24 protein-coding genes are annotated in these 24065 nt (G+C 68.5%); 9 read left to right on the plus strand and 15 right to left on the minus strand.

What is annotated here, in order from left to right:
- Positions 1–47: 47 nt before the first annotated feature.
- Both QM624_RS08410 and QM624_RS08415 read left to right on the plus strand, forming a co-directional pair.
- Entirely contained in the window at positions 48–1442 is a 1395-nt protein-coding gene (locus tag QM624_RS08410) for an MFS transporter (protein WP_415090730.1), read from the plus strand.
- A gap of 109 nt (positions 1443–1551) precedes the next feature.
- Entirely contained in the window at positions 1552–1731 is a 180-nt protein-coding gene (locus QM624_RS08415; protein ID WP_415090732.1) for a hypothetical protein, read from the plus strand.
- Positions 1732–1851: 120 nt separating this feature from the next.
- On the opposite strand, the gene QM624_RS08420 is transcribed toward QM624_RS08415, so the two are convergent.
- From QM624_RS08420 to QM624_RS08430, 3 genes are all read right to left on the minus strand, one after another.
- Complete coding sequence (locus tag QM624_RS08420) at positions 1852–3093, minus strand: glutamate-5-semialdehyde dehydrogenase (RefSeq protein ID WP_415090734.1); 1242 nt, start codon at positions 3091–3093, stop codon at positions 1852–1854.
- Between the two features lie 285 nt (positions 3094–3378).
- Positions 3379–4506, minus strand: a complete 1128-nt coding sequence (locus QM624_RS08425; RefSeq protein ID WP_415090736.1) for a mannonate dehydratase — start codon at positions 4504–4506, stop codon at positions 3379–3381.
- A gap of 88 nt (positions 4507–4594) precedes the next feature.
- Positions 4595–6061 carry an MFS transporter gene (locus tag QM624_RS08430; protein WP_415090738.1) on the minus strand — a complete coding sequence of 489 codons (1467 nt, stop codon included), beginning with the start codon at positions 6059–6061 and terminating at the stop codon, positions 4595–4597.
- A 285-nt stretch (positions 6062–6346) separates the two neighbouring features.
- Between QM624_RS08430 and QM624_RS08435 the strand changes: the two genes are divergently transcribed.
- Complete coding sequence (locus QM624_RS08435) at positions 6347–7045, plus strand: GntR family transcriptional regulator (RefSeq protein WP_415090740.1); 699 nt, start codon at positions 6347–6349, stop codon at positions 7043–7045.
- Between the two features lie 137 nt (positions 7046–7182).
- Here QM624_RS08435 and QM624_RS08440 read toward each other — a convergent pair whose 3' ends face one another.
- Genes QM624_RS08440 through eda form a run of 5 tightly spaced genes read right to left on the minus strand, consistent with a single transcriptional unit; the run spans position 7183 to position 12716 of the window.
- The gene (locus QM624_RS08440) at positions 7183–8205 is read right to left on the minus strand and encodes an L-idonate 5-dehydrogenase (protein WP_415090742.1); all 1023 of its coding nucleotides are present in this window, start codon (positions 8203–8205) and stop codon (positions 7183–7185) included.
- A 28-nt stretch (positions 8206–8233) separates the two neighbouring features.
- A complete protein-coding gene (locus QM624_RS08445) occupies positions 8234–9715 on the minus strand; it encodes a mannitol dehydrogenase family protein (protein WP_415090744.1) in 1482 nt (493 codons plus the stop codon).
- A 6-nt stretch (positions 9716–9721) separates the two neighbouring features.
- Positions 9722–10939: a D-mannonate dehydratase ManD gene (gene manD / locus QM624_RS08450; protein WP_415090746.1), complete on the minus strand. Its 1218-nt coding sequence runs from the start codon at positions 10937–10939 to the stop codon at positions 9722–9724.
- 3 nt (positions 10940–10942) lie between these two features.
- On the minus strand, positions 10943–12049 hold the full coding sequence (locus QM624_RS08455; RefSeq protein ID WP_415090748.1) for a sugar kinase: 1107 nt from the start codon (positions 12047–12049) through the stop codon (positions 10943–10945).
- 34 nt (positions 12050–12083) lie between these two features.
- Positions 12084–12716: a bifunctional 4-hydroxy-2-oxoglutarate aldolase/2-dehydro-3-deoxy-phosphogluconate aldolase gene (gene eda, locus QM624_RS08460; RefSeq protein ID WP_415090750.1), complete on the minus strand. Its 633-nt coding sequence runs from the start codon at positions 12714–12716 to the stop codon at positions 12084–12086.
- A gap of 139 nt (positions 12717–12855) precedes the next feature.
- On the opposite strand from eda, the gene QM624_RS08465 reads away from it, so the two are divergent.
- Positions 12856–13611 carry an IclR family transcriptional regulator gene (locus tag QM624_RS08465; RefSeq protein WP_415090752.1) on the plus strand — a complete coding sequence of 252 codons (756 nt, stop codon included), beginning with the start codon at positions 12856–12858 and terminating at the stop codon, positions 13609–13611.
- Here QM624_RS08465 and proB read toward each other — a convergent pair.
- The 6 genes from proB to QM624_RS08495 all read right to left on the minus strand — a co-directional run bounded on the left by proB (position 13608) and on the right by QM624_RS08495 (position 18377).
- The gene (proB, locus tag QM624_RS08470; protein WP_415090755.1) at positions 13608–14729 is read right to left on the minus strand and encodes a glutamate 5-kinase; all 1122 of its coding nucleotides are present in this window, start codon (positions 14727–14729) and stop codon (positions 13608–13610) included. The two genes, QM624_RS08465 and proB, sit on opposite strands and share 4 nt — an antisense overlap.
- Complete coding sequence (obgE, locus tag QM624_RS08475) at positions 14726–16267, minus strand: GTPase ObgE (protein ID WP_415090757.1); 1542 nt, start codon at positions 16265–16267, stop codon at positions 14726–14728. The genes proB and obgE overlap by 4 nt, the downstream gene beginning before the upstream one ends.
- 98 nt (positions 16268–16365) lie before the next feature.
- The gene (locus QM624_RS08480) at positions 16366–17196 is read right to left on the minus strand and encodes a hypothetical protein (protein ID WP_415090759.1); all 831 of its coding nucleotides are present in this window, start codon (positions 17194–17196) and stop codon (positions 16366–16368) included.
- A 197-nt stretch (positions 17197–17393) separates the two neighbouring features.
- Positions 17394–17648 (minus strand): 50S ribosomal protein L27, encoded by a 255-nt coding sequence (gene rpmA / locus QM624_RS08485; RefSeq protein ID WP_298129182.1) that lies wholly within the window; start codon positions 17646–17648, stop codon positions 17394–17396.
- 11 nt (positions 17649–17659) lie between these two features.
- Positions 17660–17968 carry a 50S ribosomal protein L21 gene (gene rplU / locus QM624_RS08490; protein ID WP_415090761.1) on the minus strand — a complete coding sequence of 103 codons (309 nt, stop codon included), beginning with the start codon at positions 17966–17968 and terminating at the stop codon, positions 17660–17662.
- Between the two features lie 223 nt (positions 17969–18191).
- A complete protein-coding gene (locus QM624_RS08495; RefSeq protein WP_415090763.1) occupies positions 18192–18377 on the minus strand; it encodes a YegP family protein in 186 nt (61 codons plus the stop codon).
- A gap of 135 nt (positions 18378–18512) precedes the next feature.
- Here QM624_RS08495 and QM624_RS08500 point away from each other — a divergent pair, with 135 nt between their 5' ends.
- The gene (locus tag QM624_RS08500) at positions 18513–19208 is read left to right on the plus strand and encodes a dienelactone hydrolase family protein (protein WP_415090765.1); all 696 of its coding nucleotides are present in this window, start codon (positions 18513–18515) and stop codon (positions 19206–19208) included.
- Between the two features lie 15 nt (positions 19209–19223).
- Here the strand turns inward: QM624_RS08500 and QM624_RS08505 are convergent, their stop codons facing one another.
- The gene (locus tag QM624_RS08505; RefSeq protein ID WP_415090767.1) at positions 19224–20303 is read right to left on the minus strand and encodes a M48 family metallopeptidase; all 1080 of its coding nucleotides are present in this window, start codon (positions 20301–20303) and stop codon (positions 19224–19226) included.
- Between the two features lie 143 nt (positions 20304–20446).
- Between QM624_RS08505 and QM624_RS08510 the strand changes: the two genes are divergently transcribed.
- From QM624_RS08510 to QM624_RS08525, 4 genes are all read left to right on the plus strand, one after another.
- Positions 20447–21049 carry an RNA polymerase sigma factor gene (locus QM624_RS08510; RefSeq protein WP_298129175.1) on the plus strand — a complete coding sequence of 201 codons (603 nt, stop codon included), beginning with the start codon at positions 20447–20449 and terminating at the stop codon, positions 21047–21049.
- Positions 21046–21528, plus strand: coding sequence for a hypothetical protein (locus QM624_RS08515; RefSeq protein ID WP_415090770.1), 483 nt, complete (start codon positions 21046–21048; stop codon positions 21526–21528). The genes QM624_RS08510 and QM624_RS08515 overlap by 4 nt, the downstream gene beginning before the upstream one ends.
- Positions 21529–21550: 22 nt before the next feature.
- A complete protein-coding gene (locus QM624_RS08520; RefSeq protein ID WP_415090772.1) occupies positions 21551–23170 on the plus strand; it encodes a S8 family peptidase in 1620 nt (539 codons plus the stop codon).
- Positions 23171–23174: 4 nt separating this feature from the next.
- Positions 23175–24065: hypothetical protein (locus QM624_RS08525; RefSeq protein ID WP_415090774.1), on the plus strand; the 891-nt coding region annotated here is incomplete at its 3' end.

The following is a 24065-nucleotide window of genomic DNA, read 5'->3' on the forward strand; positions in this document are numbered from 1 at the left end:
CCCCGATTCACGGCCAACGATGGCCCCGTCCGAAAGAGAAAATGTCAATGGCTGACACCACTCAAGACAAACACAGCAGGGACCAAGCCAAGAAAGCAGCAGCCAGCGGCTGGATCGGTAGTGCACTCGAGTACTACGACTTCTTCATCTACGCCCAGGCTGCGGCGTTGATCTTCCCCACGATCATGTTCGATCAGGCCGATCCCCGGATGGGCATCATCGGCGCTCTGGGCACCTACGCGGTGGGTTACGTCGCGCGGCCGATCGGCGCCGTGGTCCTCGGCGCCTGGGGTGACAAGTACGGACGCAAGAACGTGCTGGTGCTCTGCATGATGCTGATGGGCATCTCGACGATGCTCGTCGCCTTCCTGCCGACCTATCAGCAGATCGGCTTCGGCGCTCCGGTGTTGCTGTTGGTGCTCCGCCTCATCCAAGGGTTCGCGGTGGCCGGCGAGGTGTCCGGGGCGAGTTCCATGATCACCGAGAGCGCGGCGTTCGGTCGCCGCGGCTACTTCGGCAGCTTCACCCTGCAAGGCACGCAGGCCGGCCAGCTCCTCGCCGCCTTCATCTTCCTACCGCTGGCCCACTTCCTGACCGAAGATGCCTTCCAGTCCTGGGGATGGCGGATTCCGTTCGCGCTCAGCGCCCTGGTGGTCGTCGCCGGCTACCTGATCCGGCGCAATGTCGATGAAACTCACACCAACGCCGAGGAGCAGGCGCACGGCGAGGTGGCCGCGCTGCCGCTCGTGACCGCGTTCAAGGAGAGCCCCGGCGCCATCTTCCGGGTGTTCTGCATGGCGCTGACATCCGTCATCGCGACGACCACTTCCGTCTTCGGTGCTGCCTACGCCACCAGCAAGTCGTACGGCATCGGATTCGCCGCCGACGTCTATCTCTGGATCCCGATCCTGAGCAACATTCTCGCGGTGATCCTCACCCCGCTTCTCGGAAACCTGTCCGACCGGATCGGTCGGCGTCCGATGATCGTCATACCCACCATCCTGGCCGGCCTGATGTCGTACGCATACCTTTGGGCGATCAGCCAGCACAACGTGGGCCTCGCCATCGTCTTCTCACTGGTGATGTGGGGCTGCCTCTTCCAGGGCTATCAAGCGACCTTCCCGTCCTTCTTCCCCGAGCTGTTCCCGGCCCACACCCGGGTCTCCGGCATGGCATTCGGCCAGAACATGGGCACCGTGGTCGCCTCATTGATGAGCGTGGTCTTCCCCCTCGTCGCACCTCCCGGATCGACGAACGTGGTCTTGATCGTCGGCTCGCTCACCTTCGGGATCTGCCTCATCGCCAGCGCCGCCGCGTACTTCTCGCCAGAGACGTTCCGGGTGCGCTTGGAGGATTTGGGCGTAGCGGGTGCCAAGCCGGTCGCGGAGGTCGAATACAACGCGCTCCGCGCCGCGTCCATTGCTGCGGCAAAGAAGTCCTGACCGGTATCGACCCGAAACTCGGCAACCACACCGCGGCGGGTGGGTGATGTCACCCACCCGCCGTTCAGCTTGGTTGGACCCTTCCAGACCTCACCTCAGGAGTGGACCCATGCGTCAGCGACATCACCCCGCGGTGGCACTCGTCTTGTGTGTCATGTTGGTCGTGAGCGGTTGGTACATGATCTCTGGCGAGGGCATCAACGGTCGGGCCTTCGGCTGGTGCTTCATCGTTGTCGGCCTCATCGGAGGTGGCGTCAATCTGGCGATGGTCCTGCGCACCCGTCGCTGACACCGAGCCGCCATCGCTGGCTGAGCTGGGGCACGACGCTTCATCTGGACCGCCAGCGCGGGTCGCCGGCCACGGCGTCCCAACCCGGCGACGTCAGCCTGGGCGGCCGGCCCAGGACGGTCAGGGGCGGGTTTGACCGGCTCCGGTGACGATGTACTTGGAGGAGGTCATCTCGGCCAGGCCCATCGGGCCGCGGGCGTGCAGCTTCTGGGTGGAGATGCCGATCTCGGCGCCGAAGCCGAACTCACCGCCGTCGACGAATCGCGAGGAGGCGTTGACCAGCACGGCGGCCGCGTCCACCTCGGCGGTGAAACGATCGGCGGAGGTGCGGTCGTTGGTGACGATGGTCTCGGAATGCCCGGTGGTGTGGGCACGGATGTGGTCAATCGCGTCCGCCACCGAGTCGACCACATCGGCAGCCAGGTCGAGCGACAGGTATTCGCCGTCGAACTCATCGGCACCAGCAGGGACGACTGCATCGGAGTAGGCGCGGACGGCGTCCGTACCGTGCACCGTGACCCCTTGAGCGACGAGTGCGGCCAGCGCCTTGGGCAGGAATTCGTCGGCGATGGCGGAGTGCACCAGCAAGGTCTCGGCGGCGTTGCAGACGCTCGGCCGTTGCACTTTGGCGTTGAGCAGGATCTCCAGCGCCATCTCCTGATCGGCGCTGGCGTCCACGAAGATGTGGCAGTTGCCGGTGCCGGTCTCGATCACCGGCACCTTGCTGCCCTCGACGACGGCGTTGATCAGCCCCGCTCCCCCGCGCGGGATCAGCACGTCGACCAAGCCGCGGGCGGCCATCATCTCGTCGGTGACTTCCCGTCCGCCTTCGACGAGCTGGACGGCGTCCGCCGGCAACCCGGACGCCACCAGGCCCCCGCGCAGCGCCGTCACCACGGCACGGTTCGACTCCAGGGCCGACGACGACCCGCGCAGCAGCGCCGCGTTGCCCGATTTGAGGCAGATGCCGGCTGCGTCGGCGGTCACATTCGGTCGGGCCTCGTAGATGATGCCGACCACGCCGAACGGCACCCGCACCTGACGCACCTGGACGCCGTTGGCGTTCGTCCAGCCGCGCACCACGTCCCCAACCGGATCGGGCAGCCCGGCCAGGTCACGCAGCCCACCGACCATGCCGTCGATCCGCTGCGGGTTGAGCCGCAGCCGGTCGATCAGCGCCTCGGAGGTCCCGTTGTCGCGGGCCCGGTCGACGTCCCGCTGGTTCGCCTCCAGCACCGCCCGCTCGGCGTCGGCCAGCGCGTCCGCCATGGCGTGGAGCGCGGCGTCCTTGGCCGCCCGATTCAGCGTCGCCAGCGCGCTGCTGGCCGACTTGGCGGCCCTGGCCTGATCGAAGAAAGTCACCGCCGCAGGATACCGGCGCGACACCGGTCAACCTTGTTTGAGACCAGGTGACCAAGAGAACCGTCCCCGGTGACCAAAGGAACCGTCCCCGGTGACCAAGAGAACCGTCCCCGGTGACCAAGAGAACCGTCCCCGGTGACCGAAAGAACCGTCCCCGGTGACCAAGAGAACCGTCCCCGGTGACCAAAGGAACCGTCCCCGGTGACCAAAGGAACCGTCCCCGGTGACCGCGGGGACGGTTCTTATGGTCACCCGAGGGGTCTCGACAAGCTCGACCAACGGGTGTCAGCGGCGGTAGTTGATCGCGTCCCAGACGCCGAGCAGGTACTGGATGCCCAGTGCTCGGTCGTACAAGCCGTAGCCGGGACGGGGTTTGTTCGTGGTGTTCTCGTTCCACAGGTGGCGGCCGTGGTCGGGGCGGATGTAGCCGGTGTAACCCGCTTCGGCGTAGGCCTTCATGATGCCGACGGTGTCCACGTCGCCCTCGCAGGCCCGGTGCGCCACCTCGCTGAAGTCGCCGTTGGCGTCGTGCTTGACGTTGCGGACGTGCGAGAAGTGGATCCGGTCCATGTAGGTCTGTACCGCCTCGACCGCTCGCGGCGCCTGCTCGGGGTTGGCTGAGAACGATCCCAGGCACAGGGTCAGCCCGTTGTACGGACTGTCGTTCAAAGCCAACACTGTGCCCAGGTCCTCCATGGTGGAGACCACCCGGGGCCAGCCGAACAGGTCGAACGGCGGATCGTCGGGATGCACACCGAGCTTGATGTCGTACTGCTCGCAGGTCGGGATCACCGCGTCCAGGAAGTACTTGTAGCAGCGGTACATGTCCTCATGGGTGACGCCGGCGTACGCCTCGTTGAGTTCGCTGAAGCTGGCCAGCCGCTCCGGCTCCCAGCCGGGCAGGGTGAGCCCGCCCGAGTTGGCTTCCATGTCGGCGATCAGCTTCTCGGGCGTCATCTGGTCGACGACGGCCCTTTCGAAGTAGAGCGCGGTCGAGCCGTCCGGCAGCGGATGCCACAGGTCAGTGCGCAGCCAGTCGAAGACCGGCATGAAGTTGTAGCAGACCACCTTCACGCCCGCCCGACCCAGCCGCTCCAGGGTGGTGATGTAGTTCTCGATCGCCTGGTCGCGGCTCAGCCCGAGCACGGTGCGGCCGAGCTTGATCGACTCGTGCACATTGACCGATTCGACCACCTCGGCGTCCAGCCGCCTGGTCACCCCACGGGCGGCGTGTTCGGCGCTGAGCTCGGTGATCCGAGCCATTTCGGCCGCGATCTCGGCTTCTTCCCAGACCTCACCGGCCTGCTTGTTGTGCAGGCTCCAGACGATCGTCTCCACGCCGGGGATCTGCCGGATGTCGTCCAGCGACACCGTGTCGTTTCCTTCGCCGTACCAGCGAAAGCCCATCTTCATGGTTCGTACTCCTCGTTGGGTGAGCCTGTCGAGACCCTGGTCAATCATCCCGGGGTCTCGACAAGCTCGACCAGACTTGGTCAGCGGACTAGCGGACGTCCACGTCCTCCGGCTTGGGCAGGCCGAGCCGGGCCCGCTCACGCCGCGCGAACGGCCCGATGATCGCCTCACCGGGATGAGCGTCGTTGAGCAGGGTCAGGTCACGCCCGGCGGTCTCGGGCATGATGATCGCCGCCCCCAGCGAACAGATCGAGAAGAACCCGATCATGATCGCGATCGGCCACCACGAGCCGCCGGTGGCAACCACCAGCGCCGCCGCAACGACCGGGCCGATGCCGGTGGCCACGATGGCCGCCAACTCCTTGGCCAGGGCCAGCTGAGTGAGCCGCGACCGGGCACCGAACAGCTCCGACATGGTGTTGTTCTCCAGCGAGGCCAGGGCGAGCACCGAGGTCTGGTGAATGATGATGTAGCCGGCGAAGACGCTGTTCACGTTCTTGGTGGCGATCATCCAGATCATCGGGCCGGCCAGCACCAGCGCGATCGACGACATCACGATGTACATCAGCTTGCGGCCGACCTTGTCGCTCAACCAGCCGATCACCGGCACCGTGACGAAGCCGACCAGGGACGAGGTGATCACCACACCGGTGCCGATGCTGGGCGCCAGCAGCAGCACCGCGGTGATGTAGCTGATCAGGTAGGTCTGCACCATGCCGGAGTTGCCGGCCTGGCCGAAACGCAGGAAGAAGCCCTCGAAGAACGCCTTGCCCTTGCGTTCGTGGATGGCAGCGGCCAGCACGTTGTCCTCGGCGATCTTGGCTTCCAGCTCTTCCTTGCTGAGCGCTTCGCCCTCGACCACGTCGACGCGTCCCTCGAAGACCGGGGATTCCTTGAGGCTGCGGCGCAGCCAGACGGCGAACAGCATGATCAACGCCGAGCCGATGAACGGGATCCGCCAGCCCCACTCGACCACGGTCTCGGCCGACATGGTGGCGACCAGGACGCCCCAGATCGCCGAGGCGCCCAGGGTGCCGGAGTTGGTGCCGAGCGCGACCAGCGAGCCGACCAGACCGCGGCTCTTGCGTGGTGCGTACTCGGTGAGCATCACCGACGAGCCGGCGATCTCGGCGCCGGCACCGAAGCCCTGGGCGAGCCGCAGCACCACCAGCAGGATCGGGGCGAGCACGCCGACCTGCTGATAGGTGGGCAGCAGGCCGATCGCGGTGGTCGCGATGCCCATCAGCGCGATCGTGTAGAAGAGCACCTTGGTGCGGCCGACCCGGTCGCCCAGGCGTCCGAAGTACCAGGCGCCGAGCGGACGGCTCAGGTAGCCGGTCGCATAGGTGGCCATGGCCAGGATGATCGCCATGCCGGGGGCATCGCTGGGGAAGAAGATGTCCTTGAACACCAGCGCCGCCGCCAGTGAGTAGAGCTGGAAGTCCATGAACTCCAGCGCGGTGCCCAGCCAGCCCGACACCGCCGCCTTGGCGAGATCACCGGTACTGCGTTCGGCCACGGTGCCGGAGCTGTCACCGGCGCTATTTGTTGTCATCTGCTGCTCCTTCTTTGGGTATCAGCCGCGGGGTGCGGGACGGCCACCGACCGCGTCACCGGCGCCCACCGTCGGGTGGGGCTGCCTCGTGTCCGATGCGGAGGGCGTTTGCTCGCTCACGCGCGTCCCACCTTTCTGGTGCGGGATCGGACGTCGCACAGGGACGTCGGGCGAAGCGTCGGTGCTTCACCGTGCCGGTACACTACCATACTAGTCGACATGATTGGTCACCTGGGGCCCTATCCCGACAAGCACCTATCCGGCCGGATGCGTGACAATGTGCACATGGCGGGAACCTCGGAGCTGCGGGCGGCACGACTGAGCGGAAAGAGCGCACGTCGCATCGTCCACGAGAGGCTTCGGCAACAGATCCTCGAACTGCAACTCCCGCCGGGCGCCGCGCTGTCGGAGGCCGAGATCGCGACCGCCTTCGGCGTGTCGAGGACGCCGGTGCGAGAGAGCCTGCTGCTGCTCGCCGAGGAAGGCCTGGTGGACATCTACCCGCAGCGCGGCAGCTTCGTCGGACCCATCCACCTCAGCGACGTGGTGACAGCTCAGTTCATTCGCGAAGCGTTGGAGTGCACCTCACTCGAGCAGAGCGCGGCGTCGATCGGTCCGCGGGACATCGCCGACCTGCGTGAGTTGCTTGCCCAGCAGCGGGCCGCCGACGCCTCCGGAGACGTCGCCGGCTTCTTCGGCTTGGACGAGGCCTTCCATCGGCGCCTTCTGGAGGCGGGGAATCACGCTGCCGCCTGGCCGATCGTCTCCCAGGCCAAGGCTCAGATGGACCGGGCCCGGCGGATGTCGCTGCCGTCCGGCGGGAAGATGGCCGATCTGATCGCTCAGCACACCCGGGTGGTCGACGCCATCGAGAACGGGGATCCGTCCGGCGCCGTGAACGCGCTGCGGACCCATCTGCGGGTCGTGCTGTCGGACATCGAGCGGATGAACCAGGAGAAGCCCGACCTGTTCAGCGCCGACTGAACCATCACCATCAGCGGGCCCGGCCACCCTCGGGGTCGCGCACGACCGGGCGCCGATTGGTACCCGATCCTGCGCGACTCAGCGCCCGCCGCTGGTTGAGCTTGTCGAAACCAGCGGCGGCTGGCCCAACCGGATCATCAGTCCTGCTCGTCGAGCCAGAGTGAGACGACGACCTTGCCGGACTCCTGGCTGTTGCGGGCGGTCTGGAACGCCTCCACGATGTCGTCGGCGTCGATCACGTGGGTGATCACGCCGGCCAGCTGCGGGTGGGCCGCGAGCAGTTCGATCGCCTCGCCGATCTCGTCGTTGAACCGGAAGCAGCCGACGTAGGTGACCTCCTTGGAGACGAACGGCGCCAGGTTCACCCCGATCTCGCGGTCGGGCAGCATGCCGACCTGGGCGACGGTGCCGCCGCGACGGGCGGCGGCCAGCGCGGGGCTGATCGCCGGCCCGACCCCGGAGCACTCGAAGACCACGTCGTAGGCCAGCGCGGGGATCTGCTCCTCGCGGACGTTGATGGTGTGGTGAACGCCCAGCGACTTGGCCCGGCTCAGCGGCCCGTCCAGGACGTCGGTGGCGGTCACCTCAGCGGCCCCTTTGACGACCGCAGCGGCGGCCAGGCACAGCCCGATCGGGCCCGAGCCGGTGACCAGCACCTTCTTGCCCTCCACGCCGCCGGCCATCGCGATCGCGTGCAGCGCGACCGCCAGCGGTTCGGCCAGCGAGGCCTCCTTCAGGCCCAGACCGTCGGGCAGCACCCGGATCATGAAGTCCTTGACCACCCGGTACTCGCTCATCCCGCCCTGGGTGTGCGGGGTGGTGGACGCCGAACCGAAGTAGCTGCCGTTCGGCCACAGGTAGGGGCGGTCCTCGATGCCGGGCTCCGAGGTGCCGTAGGTCGCCGGCGCGATGGTGACCCGGGTGCCGGCGGCGAGGCGTCCGGACGGGTCGAGGTCGACCACGCCGGACATCTCGTGGCCGGGCACCAGCGGCTCGGTGACCACGAAGGCGCCGTTGCGGCCCTCGAAGTAGTAGTGCAGGTCGGAGCCGCAGATGCCGCCGTACATCATCCGCACCCGCACCTCCCCCTCACCGGGCTCGGGGATCGCGGCGTCCTCGATGGTGATGTTCTCGGCGGAATGGATCTTGAGTGTCTTCATCGACAGTCCTTTCGGGTTGGGTGAGGGCTCAGGCTCGGCGGGCGTCCAGCGCGGCCTTGGCCGCGTCCCGGACCCCGGAGGTGGTGATGATCTGGACGAAGTCGGCGACCCGTTCGGTGAACTCGTCACGCTGGGCGAGCGCCTCGGGGAAGAAGCCGCCGCGGACGATCGCCTCGACGTGGGCGCGGGTCGATCCGGCACCAGCGGTGGCCGCGGCCAGCCGGTCCTTGGCGGGTTCGATCATCTCGGCCGCGATCGGGCCCGGATCGAAGCCGTCCGGCGGGCAGACGCAGGCGATCCAGCCGGCCACCATCAGTGCCAGCTGCTGCGGCACCTCACCAAGGTCGAGCATCCGCAGAGCCGGATCGGGCACGCGCTGCAGCAGTTTCAGCGAGCCGTCCGAGCCGACCCGGGCGGTCGCGTCGCCGAGCGCATGGTTGCTCCACCGGTCGAACAGTTGGGCGATGTAGGCCTGTGGGTCGAAGCCGGACGGCAACCCGATGCTGGGCAGGTACTCGGTGTTCAGCAGTTCGGTGACGCATTCCCGGACGAAGTCCTGGCCGAAGCTGGACGGGATCGTCGGCTGGCCGTCCAGACCGCCCAGGTAGGAGATCAGCGAGTGCGAACCGTTCAGCAGCCGCAGCTTGACCAGCTCGTAGGCCTCCACCTCGTCGGAGAAGATCGCGCCGCCCTCTTCCCAGGCCGGACGGCCGGCGGCGAATTTGTCCTCGATCACCCACATGCTGAAGCGCTCGGCGGGCACCGGGATGGCGTCGGTGAGCCCCAGCAGCTGCTCGACCTTGGCCCGGGTGGCGTCGGTGGTGCCGGGCACGATCCGGTCGACCATGGCGTTGGGGAAGGTGACCTGGGCGGTGAACCAGTCGTGGAAGCCGGACGGGGTCGCGGTGGCCTGCAGGTACTGACTGACCATCTTGTGCGCGGTGTGCCCGGCCGAGACCAGGTTGTCGCAGGACAGGATGGTGAGCGGGCCGGCCTCGTCGGAATAGCGCCCGATCAGCGCGGCACCCAGCTGGCCGATGCTGGTCCGCGGGTTCGCCGGATCGGCCAGATCGGCGCTGATCTGATCGCCGTCGACGTCCAGGTCACCGGTGACCGGGTGCCGGCAGTAGCCGTTCTCGGAGATGGTCATGGTGACGATCTTGATCGCCGGGTCGGCGATCTGTGCGATCAGCTGATCGGTCTGCTCAGCGGCCACCAGGGTCTTGCGGTGGACGTCCATCACGTCGACCCGCTCACCGGCGCTGGACAGTTCCAGGATCGAGTACAGGTGGTCCTGGGCGTCCAGCGCGCCGACCACCCGCCGGGACCGGTTGGCGACCGCGACGATCCCCCAGTCACCGCCCTGGGCGGCCATCGCCTTGGCGGTGTAGACGGCGGCGTGGGCGCGGTGGAAGTTGCCGATGCCGAGGTGCAGCATCCCCGGCTTGGGGGGTGCGCTCACCCCCAGCACCGATCCGGTGAAGTTGGCTTTGGACAGCGGCTGGGTCATCGGTGATCACCAATCTGTGAGAGTGCCGTCGCGGCGCCGTGCCACGGGCAGGTAGGCGGGTTCGTAGTCGTCCGGGTGATGCAGCTCGTCGTTGAGGGTGACGCCCAGACCGGGCTCGTCACCGGGTTGCAGGTGCCCGTCCGCGACGTGCCAGGCATGCGGGAAGGCTTCGTGGACCGCCTCGGGGTAGCCCATGTATTCCTGGATGGCGAAGTTGTGCACGGCCACCCCCAGGTGAATGGACGCCGCCAGCGAGATGGGCGAGACGTCCGAGGGCCCGTGCGGGGCGGCCCGGACGCCGTGCACCTCGGCCAGCGCGAAGATCTTGCGCAGGTGGCTGACGCCGCCGGCATGGACGACCGCAACCCGGATGTAGTCGATCAGCCGGTTCTCGATCAGCTGCTGGCAGTCCCAGATGGTGTTGAACACCTCACCGATGGCCAGCGGCGTGGTGGTGTGCTGCCGGACCAGCCGCAGCGCCTCGGGGTCCTCGGCCGGCGTGACGTCCTCGAGCCAGTACATGCCGACCGGTTCCAGTGCCTTGCCGAGCCGGGCAGCTTGGATCGGGGTGAGCCGGTGGTGGGCGTCGTGCAGCAGCCCGACCGCCTCGCCGACGTGCTCGCGGACCCCGGCGATCACGCCGGGCATCGAACGCAGGTACGCCTCGGCGTCCCAGATCTCCTCGGCGGGTGCGGCGGTGCGTCCGGCCGGCTCGTAGACCGTGTTGTCCTTGGTGACGCCGTAGACGATGTCGAGCCCGGGCACGCCGGCCTGAACGCGGATGTTCTCGAAGCCCGCCTCGCGGTGGGCGTCCACCTGGTCGAGTAGGGCGGGCAGGTCCCAGCCGAAGGCGTGCCGGTAGGTGGTCAGCCGGTCTCGGACGCGTCCGCCGAGCAGCGCGTACAGCGGCTGCCCGGTGCGTTTGCCGAGGATGTCCCACAGCGCGATATCGACCGCGCCGATGGCGGCCATGCCGATCGGGCCGCGCCGCCAGTAGACGCCCCGGTACAGGTACTGCCAGGTGTCCTCGATGCGGCCGGGGTCGCGTCCGATCAGCAGCGGGCCGACATGGTCGCGCAGATAGGACGCCACCGCGAGCTCGCGTCCGTTCACGGTGGCGTCGCCGAGGCCGACGATGCCGTCCCGGGTGGTCAGCCGCAGCGTGACGTAGTTGCGCGAGGGGCTGGAAACCAGCACCTCCACGCGTTCGATGACGTCGGCCACGGTCTACCGATCCACCCGCGCGCCGCCGCCGGCAGCGAGTTTGAGCACCTCGGCCCTGGTGGCCATGGTGGTGTCGCCGGGGGTGGTCATCGCCAGTGCGCCGTGCGCTGCGCCGTACTCGACGGCGGTCTGCAGGTCCTGGCCGCTGATCAGCCCGTAGGACAGGCCGGACGCGAACGAGTCGCCGCCGCCGACCCGGTCCAGGATCTCCAGATGCTTACGGTCGGCCGCCTGCACCAGCCCGGACGCCGCCGACCAGGCCAGCGCGCTCCAGTCGTTGTCGGACGCCGAATGCACCGCCCGCAGCGTGGTGGCGATCACCTGGAAGTTCGGATAGGTGGCGGCCGCGGTTTCGATCATCCGCGAGAAGCCCTCGATCGGCAGCTCGGTCAGGTTCTCGTCCACGCCCTCGATCTCGAACCCGAGCGAGGCGGTGAAGTCCTCCTCGTTGCCGATCATCACATCGACATACCGGGCGAGTTCGCGGTTGACCTCCTGGGCGCGGCCCTGACCACCGATGCTCTTCCACAGGCTGGGCCGGTAGTTGAGGTCGTAGGAGACGATCGTGCCGTGCTTCTTGGCCGCCTTCATCGCCGCCAGCGCGGTCTCGGCACTGGTCTCGGACAGCGCCGCGTAGATGCCGCCGGTATGCAGCCAGCGCACGCCCAGCTCGCCGAAGATGTGCTCGAAGTCGACCTCGTCCGGACCGAGTTGCGCGATCGCGGTGTGACCGCGGTCGTTGACGCCCTTGGCACCCCGGACGCCGAAGCCCCGCTCGGTGAAGTTCAGCCCGTTGCGCACCGTGCGACCCACGCCGTCCGAGGGTGCCCAGTGGATCAGCGAGGTGTCCACCCCGCCGGCCATGATCATCGACTCGACGAGATGGCCGACCTCGTCGTCGACCAGCGCGGTGAGCACCCCGGCCCGCTGGCCGAACACCCGGCTCAGGCCACGCACCACGTTGTACTCGCCACCGCCCTCCCAGGCGGTGAAACTCCGTGCGGTACGGATCCGGAACTCCCCCGGATCGAGCCGCAACATCACCTCACCGAGGGCAAGTGCGTCGTAACGGCATTCGTCGGCGGGCCTCAGGGTCAACGGGTTGCTCATCTGGATGCGCTCCTTGTCCGGATCGGGGGTGGGATCAGCCGATGGCCGCCGCGGCGGCGACCGCCTCGGCACACAGTCGTTGGACTTCCGCGAAGTCTCCGGCGTCGACGGTGTCGGCGGGCACCATCCACGAGCCGCCCACCGCCGGCACGTTCGGCAGCGTCAGGTAGGCGTCCAGGTTGCTGGCCGACACTCCCCCGGTCGGCACGAACCGCGCGGTCGAGAACACCGACCCGAACGCCTTCAACGTGCCCGCGCCGCCGTAGTTCGAGGCGGGGAAGAACTTCAGCGTGGTCAGCCCTGCGTCCAGCGCAGCGATCACCTCGCTGGGGGTCACCGTGCCGGGCACGATCGGCACCCCACGCTCCTTGGCCCGTGCCACCGCGGACGCACTGAATCCGGGGCTGACCAGGAAGCGGGCACCGGCGTCGACGGCCAGATCGACCTGCTCGGCAGTGAGGACGGTGCCGGCGCCGACCAGCAGGTCGGGAGTCTTCGCCATCGTCGCGATCGCCTCGGGTGCCGCCTCGGTACGCAGGGTGACCTCGGCAACCGGTAGGTCGCCGGCCACCAGCGCTTCGGCAAGACCCGCGGCGCGGGCGGCATCGCGCACCACGACCACGGGGACGATACGACGGGAGAGAACCTGGTCGAGAAGCTGGGACATTCAGACTCCGTTTCAGCCATTGAAACATGTGGTTCGTTGTCTGAAACATCCTGCCACTGCTGGCGCCCTATTGACAAGAACCGTTTCGGTGATCGGCAGAGCCGTTGCATTGAGCGAAATGAGCGGGCATCATCGGCTCATGACGGAAGGTCCACGGGTCGAGGCCATCGATCGTGCCCTTGCCCTACTCGTCGCCCTTGCAGAGGCTGGTCCCGATGGTGCCCCTCTGGCGACCCTGTCGGCAAGCACCGGCGTCAACAAGTCCACCGCGTATCGCGCTCTGGCCACGTTGCGTGCACACGGCTTCGCGGCGCAGTCGGAAACCACCGGTGACTATCGGCTCGGCACGGCGGCGATGACGCTGGGCGAGCGCTTCCTCACCCCGCAGAGCCTGAAGCAGTCCCTGCACCCGGCGCTGGTCACCCTCTCCCGGGCGATCGACGAACTGGTGCACCTCGGCGTCCTGATCGGCGACGAGGTGCTGTATGTCGACAAGGTCGAACCCGAACGCGCCATCCGGGTGTTCTCCGAGGTCGGACGCCGGACTCCGGCCGCGACGTCCGCGATGGGACGGGCGCTACTGGCCGCCCGCAGCGTCCCCGACGAGCAGCTGGGTGCCTACCTGCACAACCGGAAGCTGAGCCTCCGGGAACTGGCCGGCGCGCTGGAGGCGGCGCGTCACCGCGGTTTTGCCACCGAGATGGAAGAGAACGAGCCGGGTGTCGCCTGCCTCGGTGTGGCCGTCGTCCGCGGCCCGAACGCGATGGCCGCGCTGTCGATCACGATGCCGTCCGAACGGCTCACCGAGCAGCGCCAGCGCGAGCTGGCCACCCTGATCAACGAGTTGCTGCCCCCGCTGCTGCCCGACGGCCTGTCGGTCTGGAGGCCGGCCTAGCGACCTCCGCGCAGTTTCACGATCAGGGCATCGCGGTGGACGACCTCGCGGTCGAACTCGGGGCCGCGCTCCTGCACCAGGCGGTGGGTGCTCTTGCCGAGGATGCTGGGCAGGTCGGCCGCGTCGTAGTTGACGATGCCGCGGGCCACCACGGCACCGGACGGATCGAGCAGACGCACCGGTTCGCCGGCATGGAAGTCGCCGCGCACACCGGTCACGCCGGCCGGCAACAGCGACGCCTTACGCTCCAGCACCGCCCGGACGGCGCCCGCGTCGAGCAACAGGTCACCCTTGGCCTGCGAGGCGTAGGCGAGCCACATCAACCGACGGGACCGCTTCTTGCCGGTCGGCCGGAACAGCGTGCCGACGTCCTCACCGGCCAGCGCTGCGCCGTGATCGTCGAAATGCGCCAGCACCACCGGGATTCCCCCGGCGGTCGCGATCCGGGCGGCCTGCAGCTTGGTGGTCATGCCGCCGGTGCCCACCGCCGAACCGATCCGTGAGGTGTCCACCTCGAGATCGTCGATGTCGGCCACCTCGACGATCCGCTCGGCACCGGGCTCCGCGGGGTGCCGGGTGTAGAGCGCGTCGACGTCGGACAGCAGCACCAGCGCGTCCGCGCGCACCAGATGCGCGACCAGGGCGGCCAGCCGGTCGTTGTCACCGAATCTGATCTCGTGGGTAGCGACCGTGTCGTTCTCGTTGACCACCGGCACCGCGCCCAGCTGCAGCAGCTTGGTGAAGGTCCGCAGCGCGTTGCGGTAATGCGCCTGCCGGGTCAGGTCGTCCACGGTCAACAGCACCTGGCCCACCACCAGCGAGTGGGCCGCGAACAGCGCGTCGTAGCGCTCGATCAGCAGCCCCTGGCCGACGGACGCAGCGGCCTGCTGACCGGCCAGGTCACGGGGCCGGTGCTTCATGCCGAGCGCCGGCATACCGGCCGCGACCGCACCGGAGGACACCAGCACGACCTCGCGTCCGGCCCGCCGCAGGGTGGCCAGGGTGTCCACCAGCTGCTGCATCCGTTCGGTGTTCAGGCCACGGCGTCCGGTCAGTGAGGACGAGCCGATCTTGACCACGATGCGTTGGGCATCGGTGAGCTGTTGCCGAAGGCTCACCGGCCCTCCTCGCTCTCGTCGCCGACCACGTCCGCATCGAACTCGGCAGGATCCTCCTCCGAACCCTGGTAGCCGTCCTGCGCCACCCGGGTGGAATCCTCGGCCTGCTTCGCCGCGTGGTATTCGGCATCGAGCCGGCGCCGGCGCTTCACCGATTCGCGTTCCTCGAACAGCCGCTGGTCCTCGCCGCGACGAGAGAGCAGCTCGGCGCCGATCTCGACCTGCGGGGCGAAGTCGAAGACCACCGGATGATCGCCGGCACCGATGGCGACGGCGTCGCCGGCACGCGCACCCTGGCGCAGCAGTTCTTCTTCGACCCCGAGCCGGGCGAACCGGTCGGCCAGGTAGCCGACGGCCTCGCCGTTGCCGAAGTCGGTCTGCCGCACCCAGCGTTCCGGCTTCTCACCACGGACCCGCCAGACGAAGCCGCCGTCACCGTCACCCTGCCGGCGGATGCTGAACTCGGGCCCGCCGGCCACCGGGGCGGGCCGGATCACGATTCGTTTCGGTTCGGGCTTGGGCGCCGCGGCCCGGCGCCGGGCGACCAGGTCAGCCATCGCGAAAGTGAGCGCGCGCAGGCCCTCACTGGTCTTGGTGGAGACGGCGAAGACCGGCAGCCCGCGGGCCTCGAGATCGGCGCGCACCATCTCGGCCAGTTCAGCGGCGTCGGCCACGTCGATCTTGTTCAGCGCCACCATCCGCGGCCGGTCCTCGAGTCCACCGTGCGCGGTCAGTTCGCCCTCAATCACGTCCAGGTCGGTGAGCGGGTCACGTCCGGGCTCATAGGTGGCGCAGTCGATGACGTGGACGATCGCCTGGCAACGCTCGATGTGCCGCAGGAAGTCGTGGCCCAGGCCGCGGCCCTCGGACGCCCCCTCGATCAGGCCCGGCACGTCGGCGACGGTGAATGTGACGTCACCGGCGACCACCACGCCGAGGTTGGGCACCAGGGTGGTGAACGGATAGTCGGCGATCTTCGGACGCGCCCGGCTGATCGCGGCGATCAGCGACGATTTGCCGGCGCTCGGGAAGCCGACCAGGCCGACGTCGGCGAGCACCTTCAGTTCGAGGGTGATCCGGCGCGCCTCGCCCTCTTCGCCGAGCAGCGCGAAGCCCGGCGCCTTCCGGGTCGCGGACGCCAGCGCCGCGTTGCCCAGCCCGCCGCGTCCGCCGGAAGCCACCACCACCTCGGCGCCGGCGCCGATCAGGTCGGCCAGCACCTCGCCGGTGTCGGCGTCGCTGACGATGGTGCCGTCCGGGACGGCGAGGATGACGTCGTCGGCATTGGCGCCGTTGGCGTGATCACCCTTGCCGGGCTGGCCGTTCCCGGCTCTGCGCTGGGACTGGCGGTGGTATTCGACCAGCGTGGTGAGGCCCTGGTCGACCCGCAGGATGACCGAGCCGCCGTTGCCGCCGTTGCCGCCGTCCGGGCCGCCGAGCGGCTTGAACTTCTCCCGGTGAATGGACGCGCAGCCATGGCCGCCGTTGCCGCCGGCGACCGTCAAGGTCGCGGAGTCGACGAACGAGGGAATGGCCATGGTGAACTTCCAGACATGTGGGTGACGGTTGGGGATCGCCTCTCATCGTCCCACAGCGGGGCGAAGCGCCCCGCATCGGCCCATCGGACCGTCTGCGATCAGTCGTCGGGCGGTGCCCAGATCGAGTCATCCGGACGCCGTCGCGGAGGTTCAGCGCTGTCGCGGTCGGGAACGGGTGGTGCCCACGGTTGCTCGGACTGAGCCGGTTCGGCCGCCGAGTGGTCGGTCGGTGGCTCGCCGGCCAGGAACGGTTCGCCCTCAGGCTCGTCCCAAGTCTCAGCGTCGGGCCCGTCGGTCGACTCCGCCGGATCGCTCCTCGGGTCGCTCACGCCTCGGCGACGCCAGAGCGCGAATGCCAGCACGGCAGCAGCCGCACCGGCCAGGAAGCCGGCGATGGGCCCGATCACGGACCAGGCCGGGCCCGGATGGTCCAGCGCCTCGGCCCGCAGCCCGTAGGGCCGGATGAACTGCTTCGGATCGCGGAAATGTGCCACATTGCCCTCGGCCTGGCCGGTGGTGTTGGTCACCTGCCCCGGAAATACGACGGCCAGATCCAGCGCAGTGAACGTCGACAACATCGACTCGGTGGGCGCAGCGGCCCCGGGTGCGGCTGACAGCGGATTGAACGTCATGACGAAGAACTCGCCGGCGTGCGACACCGTCAGGTAACGATGAAGCAACTCGGGATGGATCATTCCGGAGATCCGGCAGGTCCCCGGCTCGTCCTTATCGGTCACGGTCAACGGAAGGTCACCCGCGGCCACCCCGGTGCAGACGTACTCGTCCGACGACGCATGGCTGATCGTGACGTCGATCATCACCTCGTCCGCCGACCGCACCTCGATAACGCCGGACACCGAGCAACCGGTCAGCAACGCCGCGAACACCGCCACCAGCGCGGCCACCAGGCGCCGAACCCCGATCGACATCGACGTCTCCCCTTCTCACGCGCACCCGCGGTCATCGTTGCACAGCCCCCCAACCCCGAACCGGACACCGGGGACGGTTCCTTTGGTCACCGGGGACGGTTCTCTTGGACACCCGGGTCCATCGGTTCGCCGACACAGCGTCCGGACAGCACGAAGGGGCGGTCCGTCCGGACCGCCCCTTCGTCAAGCTTTATTCGTTACTCGGCCAGCGCCACGTTGACGACCTTGCGGCCGCGCCGGGTGCCGAACTCGACCACACCGGCCCGCAGCGCGAACAGGGTGTCGTCGCCACCGCGACCCACACCCTCGCCGGGGTGGAAATGGGTGCCGCGCTGGCGAACCAGGATCTCGCCCGCGTTGACGGCCTGACCGCCGAAGCGCTTCACGCCGAGCCGCTGCGAGTTGGAGTCGCGACCGTTGCGTGAGCTGGATGCGCCCTTCTTATGTGCCATCTCGTACTACCTCAGCCTTCGATTCCGGTGATCTTGACCTGGGTGTACTTCTGCCGGTGGCCCTGGCGCTTCTTGTACCCGGTCTTGTTCTTGTACTTCAGGATGCGGATCTTCTCGCCCTTGATCTCACCCAGCACCTCAGCGCTGACGCTGACCTTGGCCAGCTTCTTGGCCTCGGTGGTGATGGACTCGCCGTCGACGAGCATCAGCGGAGTCAGCGCAACGCTGTCACCCACCGCCGCATCGACCCGGTCGATCTCCAGGACGTCGCCGACTGCAACCTTGTGCTGGCGGCCGCCACTGCGCACGATCGCGTACACGCCTGACCCACTCTCTTCGATCTCAATGAATGCATTGCCCATTCGGACGGGCGGGCCGGACGAACCGACACTGCCAACGAGCCCACGGGGCACCGAGGATCAAGAATAGGTGGCCAGCCGGAACAGGGTCAAACCGAGCGGCGGCGCGGCGCCCGGCCGGCATCGAAATCGACCGGGCGTCGTGAGCCGATCGCCCTCGGTGTCGAGGGCTGCTCGGCAAGCCTCAGTCGGACGGGGCCTCGACGATGCTGGCGCCGTTGGCCGCCCGCTGCACCGCGGCGCACCCTTCCTTGGCTCCGGCCAGGCTGGTGTAGCCCTGCCCGGTGGCGACCACCTCACCGTTACCGGCCTTGAGCCGGAACCGGAACTTGCCGGCCGCGTCCTGGTAGACCTCGAATTTCCCTGCCATCGGTGCTCCCTTACGCAGCAATGTCGGACGGCCATCGTCCGTTGTCATCGTAGAACCGGGCTCCGCGTACGGCTAGGGTCTGCCGCTTGCCGGCAATGGGTGACCGGCGACGGCGATTGCGGCAGGATGCTGTGGGTGAGCGATCTGGTCTTCGTCCCGCGTCCCGACGGCGAGTTGCCGGTGCGTCGATGGCTGCCGGCCTCTGGTACCGGGCCGGGCGTGCTGGTGCTGCAGGAGATCTTCGGGGTGAGTCCCTACATCGGGCAGCGCTGTGCCGATCTGGCCGCCGCCGGTTATGTGGTCTACGCGCCCGAGTTGTACTTCCGGCTCGGACCGCCAACCTTCGACGAAAACGCCGCTGACTACGTACAGCAGGGCATCGGGGCGTCACAACAGCTCGACTGGGAGCAGACCACCGCGGACGCCTCCGCTGCCCTCGACGCCCTGCGTGCCGCACCGGAAGTGACCGGGAAGGTGGCGGTGCTGGGCTTCTGCTTCGGCGGCGGTCTCGGCTTCCAGGTGGCCGCCCTGAACTCCCCCGACGCCCTGGTCTCCTACTACGGTTCGGCCATCCCCGGCCTGCTCGATCTCGCTCCTGGAGTGCGCTGCCCGAGCCTGCATCACTGGGGGCTGGGCGACAGCTTCTTCCCACCCGAGGTCGTCGAGCAGGTGCGCGCCGCGCTCACCATCGAGCGCGTGACGTTCCACACCTATCCGGGCGCCGAGCACGCCTTCGACAATCCGCACCCGATGTTCTTCCACGCCGAGGCGTCCGCGCTGGCATGGACGCGCACGCTGGCGTTCCTCGCCGAGCAACTCGGGCAGAGCTGACCTCGAACGGATCCGTCACCACTGCGGCGGCCCCGCTCGGCGGTCGTCAGGTCCCGGGTTGTCGCGCCGTCCCCGGTCGTCGCGCGGACGGGGTTCGCTGAGATCCCTGAGCCGGTCGGCCAGCCAGTCCCGGGCCTGGCCGAGCCCGCGGCCGAGATCGGAGAAGACCCGGCCCAGGCTCTCGTCGAGCCGGGAGAACTCCTCGCCGTAATGCCGGGCGGCAGCCGACGCCTCGGCCGAGATGCTGGCGTCGGCGTCGTCCTCACGCCGCGGATAGTCGCCGTCGAGCACCGCCTGATAGCTGCCCGACTTGACCCACCGATCCAGTTCACCGGCCCGGACGACCGCGAACGGGTGCGTCTGGGTTTCGACGATCAGCGCCCGCAGCAGCAGGTCGCGGACGTCGTCATTCGCGTGGTACTCGTCGGCCTGAGCCAGGAACACCTCCGGGTCGAGTTCATCGATCCGTCCACCCGAGGCCATCTTCATGTGGGCACGCAGTGCCACCTGCGGTTGCTGATCGGCCAGCAGACCGGCCCGATCGGCCGACAATTCCGATTTGCGCTGCCATTCCAGCAACGCCGCCATCACAGCTCGGACGCCGAGCGCGCCCAGCGGTATGGCGAACAGGGTCGTCGACAGCGCCAGCAACGCGGCCAGCAGAGTGCGATAGACCGCATGTCCGCTCAGCACATGCCCCAATTCGTGGCCCAGCACGAACCGCAACTCGTCGTCGTCCATCACCTCGATCAAGCCCGAGTTGAGCACGATCACCGGCTTGTCCAGGCCGATCGTCATGGCGTTGATGGTCGGATCGGCCCGAATGAACAGTTCGGGCAGCACCCCCGCGTCCAATACCTCGCCGGCCTCGCGGTACAGCCGGTACACCCGCGCGAACTGACGCTCGTCGGCTCGCACCGCCGAGCCGAGCAGCAACATGCGCACTGCCCGCTCATTGAGGAACCCGGACAGTTGCTTCAGGATCACGTCGAAACCACGCAATTTGCGCAACGCCACCAGGGCGCCGCGATCGGCCGGATGTTCCCAGGCCCGGGAACTGATGGAGGGCAACGGAATGCGCGTCGGCTCGCTCATGAACTCCAGTCTGCCCTGCCCCCGGTCAGGCCTGACGCGATAGGTTCTGACTACACCTAATCCGGTGAGCAGCGATTTTTCGCGCTGCGCGGTATCACGGGGGCACCTGCTGTCTCCTGACGCATGTGGGAACAGGGACGCTGATGGCTGCATCGGATGTGACGGGCCGCCCGGGCGCGACGGAGGAAGTCTCCGTCTGGGTCAGGGCCACCGCGTGCTTCGAGCGCTGGCAGGGCGGCGAGTCGGCCGCCCTGGATGAACTCGTCCGGCTGATGACGCCCGTGCTGTGGCACACCGTACGGGCCTACGGGTTGAGCCAGGCGGCGGCGGAGGACGCCGTGCAGAACACCTGGCTGGCACTCGTCCGCAACGGGCACCAGGTGGCGCAAGCGGCCGCGATCGGCGGCTGGCTGCTCACCACGGCCCGGCGCACGGCCTGGCGCACCAAGACCTCGGACGGCAAAGCCACCGCGGTCGAGGACACCCAGCTCGCGGCCGGACTCCCATCGACGGCGGCGGCCGAGACCAGCGCCCTGGAGGAGCTGGCCGGTTCGGCGCTGTGGGAGCACGTCCGGACGTTGGACGAGCGATGCCAGCGGCTGCTGCGCATCGTGGCCTTCGACGACCGTCCCGACTATGCGGGTCTCGCCCAGAACCTGGGCATGCCCATCGGCAGTATCGGCCCGACCCGGCGCCGCTGCCTCGACAAACTGCGCAGCTCGCTGGAGAAAGGTGGCCAACTGTGAACGCCGAGGACCGTGACCCCCTGTTGGTCGCCATCAACCGGATGTACTCCGAACTCGATCCCCCGCCGGCCGGCCTGACCGAACGGGTGCTGGCCGCCTTGGCCGTCGACGATCTCGACCTGGAATACGAACTGCTCACCATGGTGCACCGCTCGCAGCAGCTGGCCGGCGTCCGTAGCGGCGACGACCAGAAACTGGTGCTCGAGTTCACCGCCGTCGGAATGACCGTGATGTTGCGGGTCAGCCCGGTCGATGCCGGCCATCGCCGGATCGACGGCTGGGTCACCCGCACCGCGGACGCCGGCGGCGACGCCCCCGAACTCACCGCGTCGCTGTGGCAGGAGCAGGGCACCCACACCGCCGGAGTCGGCAGCCATGGCCGGTTCGAGTTCACCGCCGTGCCGCGCGGACTGACCCGCCTCGACCTGCTGGCCACCGGCTCCGACAGTGCCTTCCGCACCACGCTCTTCGAAATCTGATCACCGACCGAAGGACCCCCTCGTGAGCGACTACACCGCCCCCTCCGACGATCGCCCCGACGAGCCGAGCGGGCCGAAGCGACCGAAGCGCGACTGGATGGACCGTGACCCGGTGGTCCCGCCGCGATCCCTGATCGAACCGCTCTCGGGCCGGGTCCTCGACCCCGGCACCGCGATGCAGGTCGAAGGCGTCACGCCGAGGCCCACCGTCTACGTCGGAACCTCGCTGCTGGTGGCCATCGACCGGCTGGACGATGTGCTGCCGGTCCTGGAGAAGGTCGGTGGCCTCAAGGGCTGGACCGTCCGGGTCGACGAGAGCTTCGATTCACCCCGGGTTTCCGTGCCCGACCCGAAGAACCCTGAGAACCGCATCACGCTCGGCATGGCCCGGCTGCTGCTGGGCGTCACGCCGGGTGTGGCCGCCTCGTCGCCGGACGCCTGGGTGCTGCTGCAGTTGGCCCGTGCCGAGGCCGGTGTCGACTCGATGGTCGGCGTCGGTCTGGATCACCTGATGATGACGTCCCCGGTCTGGGAACCGCATCCCGTCTGGGAGCCCCACCCGGTGTGGGAGCCGCATCCGGTGTGGGAACCGCACCCGGTCTGGGAGCCGCACGGTGCACCGGCCAGCTACGGCCGGCAGGGTTCCGGCGGCCGCCAGCCGGTGATGTACGTCGGCGAGCCTCCGGTGCGGCGCGAGAAGTGCGCGGTTCGCCCGCACGTGGCGATCATGGACACCGGCGTCGGCAAGCATCCCTGGCTGGACCGTGCGGTCACCGAGGACACCCCGTCGCTGATCCCGCTCGATCCGGACACCGATCCGGAGGTCGGCGGCGACCTGGCCGGGCCGCTGGACGGCGAACTGGACACCAATTCCGGCCACGGCACGTTCATCGCCGGCCTGATCCACCAGGCCTGCCCCGACGCCGACATCTACTCCTGGCGGATCGTCGACTCCGAGGGACCCGTGCCCGAGAACCGGGTGCTCACCGCGCTGATCGGACTGGTCAGCCTGGTGCAGAAGTACCACGATCGCCAGGAGGGCGGCCTGCGGATCGACGTGCTGAGCCTGTCGCTGGGGTTCTTCCACGAGTCCGAGGACGACACGCTGACCGAGCACCTGCTGGGCGGCCTGCTCGGCGCCCTCGGCGTGATGGGCGTCACCGTGGTCTGCGCGGCGGGTAACGAATCGACAGCCCGGCCCCAGTTCCCTGCCGCGCTCGGGCCCTGGCGTCCCGATGAAGGCGAAGCCGAGAAGGTGGACGCGTTCCGGCTGCCGATCATCTCGGTCGGCGCCCTGAACCCGAACGCGTCCGAGGCGTTGTTCAGCAACACCGGTCGATGGGTGCGGGCGTGGGCGTCCGGCGCGTCCGTGGTGAGCACGATGCCTCCGCTGCAGGGCGGCTACCTGCCCCGGGCACGGATCAAGTACGACGGCCATATCCGCGAGGACATCGACCCCGACGACTTCACCGGACAGTTCGCGGTGTGGAGCGGGACGTCATTCTCGGCGCCGCTGGTGGCCGGCCGGATCGCCCAGCATCTGTTCCGCACCATGCCCGCCGATGAGGACAAGCATCGGGCGACCGTGAAAGAAAGGGCGTGGGTTGCTGTAACTGCGGTGTCAGACATCGTGGCACCATGAGGGGATGCTGAGCGCCCTCGAACTGCATGAGCGGGCGAGGGTCGCCAGCCGCGCCTGGCGCTTCAACCAGGCCCGACAGTTGTTGCTCAAGGGTCTGGAGCGTGCCGACTCCGACGCCACCCGGGCGATCCTGGAGGGAACGCTCGGTTTCGTCGAGGCCGAACTGGGCGACAAACATGCCGGACTCGCGCTGATCGATTCCGCCCTCAAGCAGCGCGATGTCCTTCCCGACACTGAGGTCGGCAAGCTGTACGCGCAGCGCGCCCTGCTGCGCACCCGGCTCGGCGAGGTGCGGCCCGCACTCGTCGACTACGCCGAGGCGATGCCGTTCCTGGACGGCGAAGAGCTCGGCCGGGCACATATGAACCGCGGAACGCTGTACCTGTTCCAGCGCGCGATCCCCGAGGCGCTCGCCGACCTGGAGGAGGCCGTCCGGGTCTTCGAGGAGGCCGGGCTGACCCAGCTGGCCAGGAAGACCCGGCACAACCTGGGCTACTCGGCGATGATGGCCGGTCAACTCGTCCGCGGCCTGCAACTGATGGACGCGGCCGAGCCGGTGTTGCGCGCGGAGTCGCTCCAGTTGGCCGCTATCTCCGATCAGGATCGCGGGGAGGCGCTGCTCGCCGCTGGCATGCACGACGACGGCCGCCAGCATCTCGAGCGGGCCGCCGTGCTGTTCGGACGCAAACGCTGGATCCGTGCTCAGGCCGAAGCCGAGCTGGTGCTGGCCCGCACCTGGGTGGTCGACGACCCGACGCTCGCCATCCGCTGGGCGCGCCGCGCCGCCCGCCGGTTCCGCAGCCTCGGCGTCCCGGCCCATCCCCTGACGCGCCAGCCGGTCGGCGAGCTGCCGGGCCACCACCGCCGAACCGCGTCCGCTCTCGATCCGTCCGGC

This window comes from Micropruina sp., from assembly GCF_047606365.1.
Taxonomy (GTDB): Bacteria; Actinomycetota; Actinomycetes; order Propionibacteriales; family Propionibacteriaceae; genus Micropruina.

Excerpts from the sequence above, each read along its gene's own strand:
- QM624_RS08440 (WP_415090742.1), bottom strand. The coding sequence starts at position 8,205 with ATGAAGACACTCAAGATCCATTCCGCCGAGAACATCACCATCGAGGAC.
- QM624_RS08505 (WP_415090767.1), bottom strand. The coding sequence starts at position 20,303 with ATGAGCGAGCCGACGCGCATTCCGTTGCCCTCCATCAGTTCCCGGGCC.
- QM624_RS08430 (WP_415090738.1), bottom strand. The coding sequence starts at position 6,061 with ATGACAACAAATAGCGCCGGTGACAGCTCCGGCACCGTGGCCGAACGC.
- QM624_RS08510 (WP_298129175.1), top strand. The coding sequence starts at position 20,447 with ATGGCTGCATCGGATGTGACGGGCCGCCCGGGCGCGACGGAGGAAGTC.
- rpmA (WP_298129182.1), bottom strand. The coding sequence starts at position 17,648 with ATGGCACATAAGAAGGGCGCATCCAGCTCACGCAACGGTCGCGACTCC.
- eda (WP_415090750.1), bottom strand. The coding sequence starts at position 12,716 with ATGTCCCAGCTTCTCGACCAGGTTCTCTCCCGTCGTATCGTCCCCGTG.
- QM624_RS08445 (WP_415090744.1), bottom strand. The coding sequence starts at position 9,715 with ATGACCCAGCCGCTGTCCAAAGCCAACTTCACCGGATCGGTGCTGGGG.
- QM624_RS08425 (WP_415090736.1), bottom strand. The coding sequence starts at position 4,506 with ATGAAGATGGGCTTTCGCTGGTACGGCGAAGGAAACGACACGGTGTCG.
- QM624_RS08465 (WP_415090752.1), top strand. The coding sequence starts at position 12,856 with ATGACGGAAGGTCCACGGGTCGAGGCCATCGATCGTGCCCTTGCCCTA.
- QM624_RS08480 (WP_415090759.1), bottom strand. The coding sequence starts at position 17,196 with ATGTCGATCGGGGTTCGGCGCCTGGTGGCCGCGCTGGTGGCGGTGTTC.
- QM624_RS08415 (WP_415090732.1), top strand. The coding sequence starts at position 1,552 with ATGCGTCAGCGACATCACCCCGCGGTGGCACTCGTCTTGTGTGTCATG.
- obgE (WP_415090757.1), bottom strand. The coding sequence starts at position 16,267 with ATGGCCATTCCCTCGTTCGTCGACTCCGCGACCTTGACGGTCGCCGGC.
- QM624_RS08410 (WP_415090730.1), top strand. The coding sequence starts at position 48 with ATGGCTGACACCACTCAAGACAAACACAGCAGGGACCAAGCCAAGAAA.
- QM624_RS08495 (WP_415090763.1), bottom strand. The coding sequence starts at position 18,377 with ATGGCAGGGAAATTCGAGGTCTACCAGGACGCGGCCGGCAAGTTCCGG.
- QM624_RS08455 (WP_415090748.1), bottom strand. The coding sequence starts at position 12,049 with ATGAGCAACCCGTTGACCCTGAGGCCCGCCGACGAATGCCGTTACGAC.
- QM624_RS08435 (WP_415090740.1), top strand. The coding sequence starts at position 6,347 with ATGGCGGGAACCTCGGAGCTGCGGGCGGCACGACTGAGCGGAAAGAGC.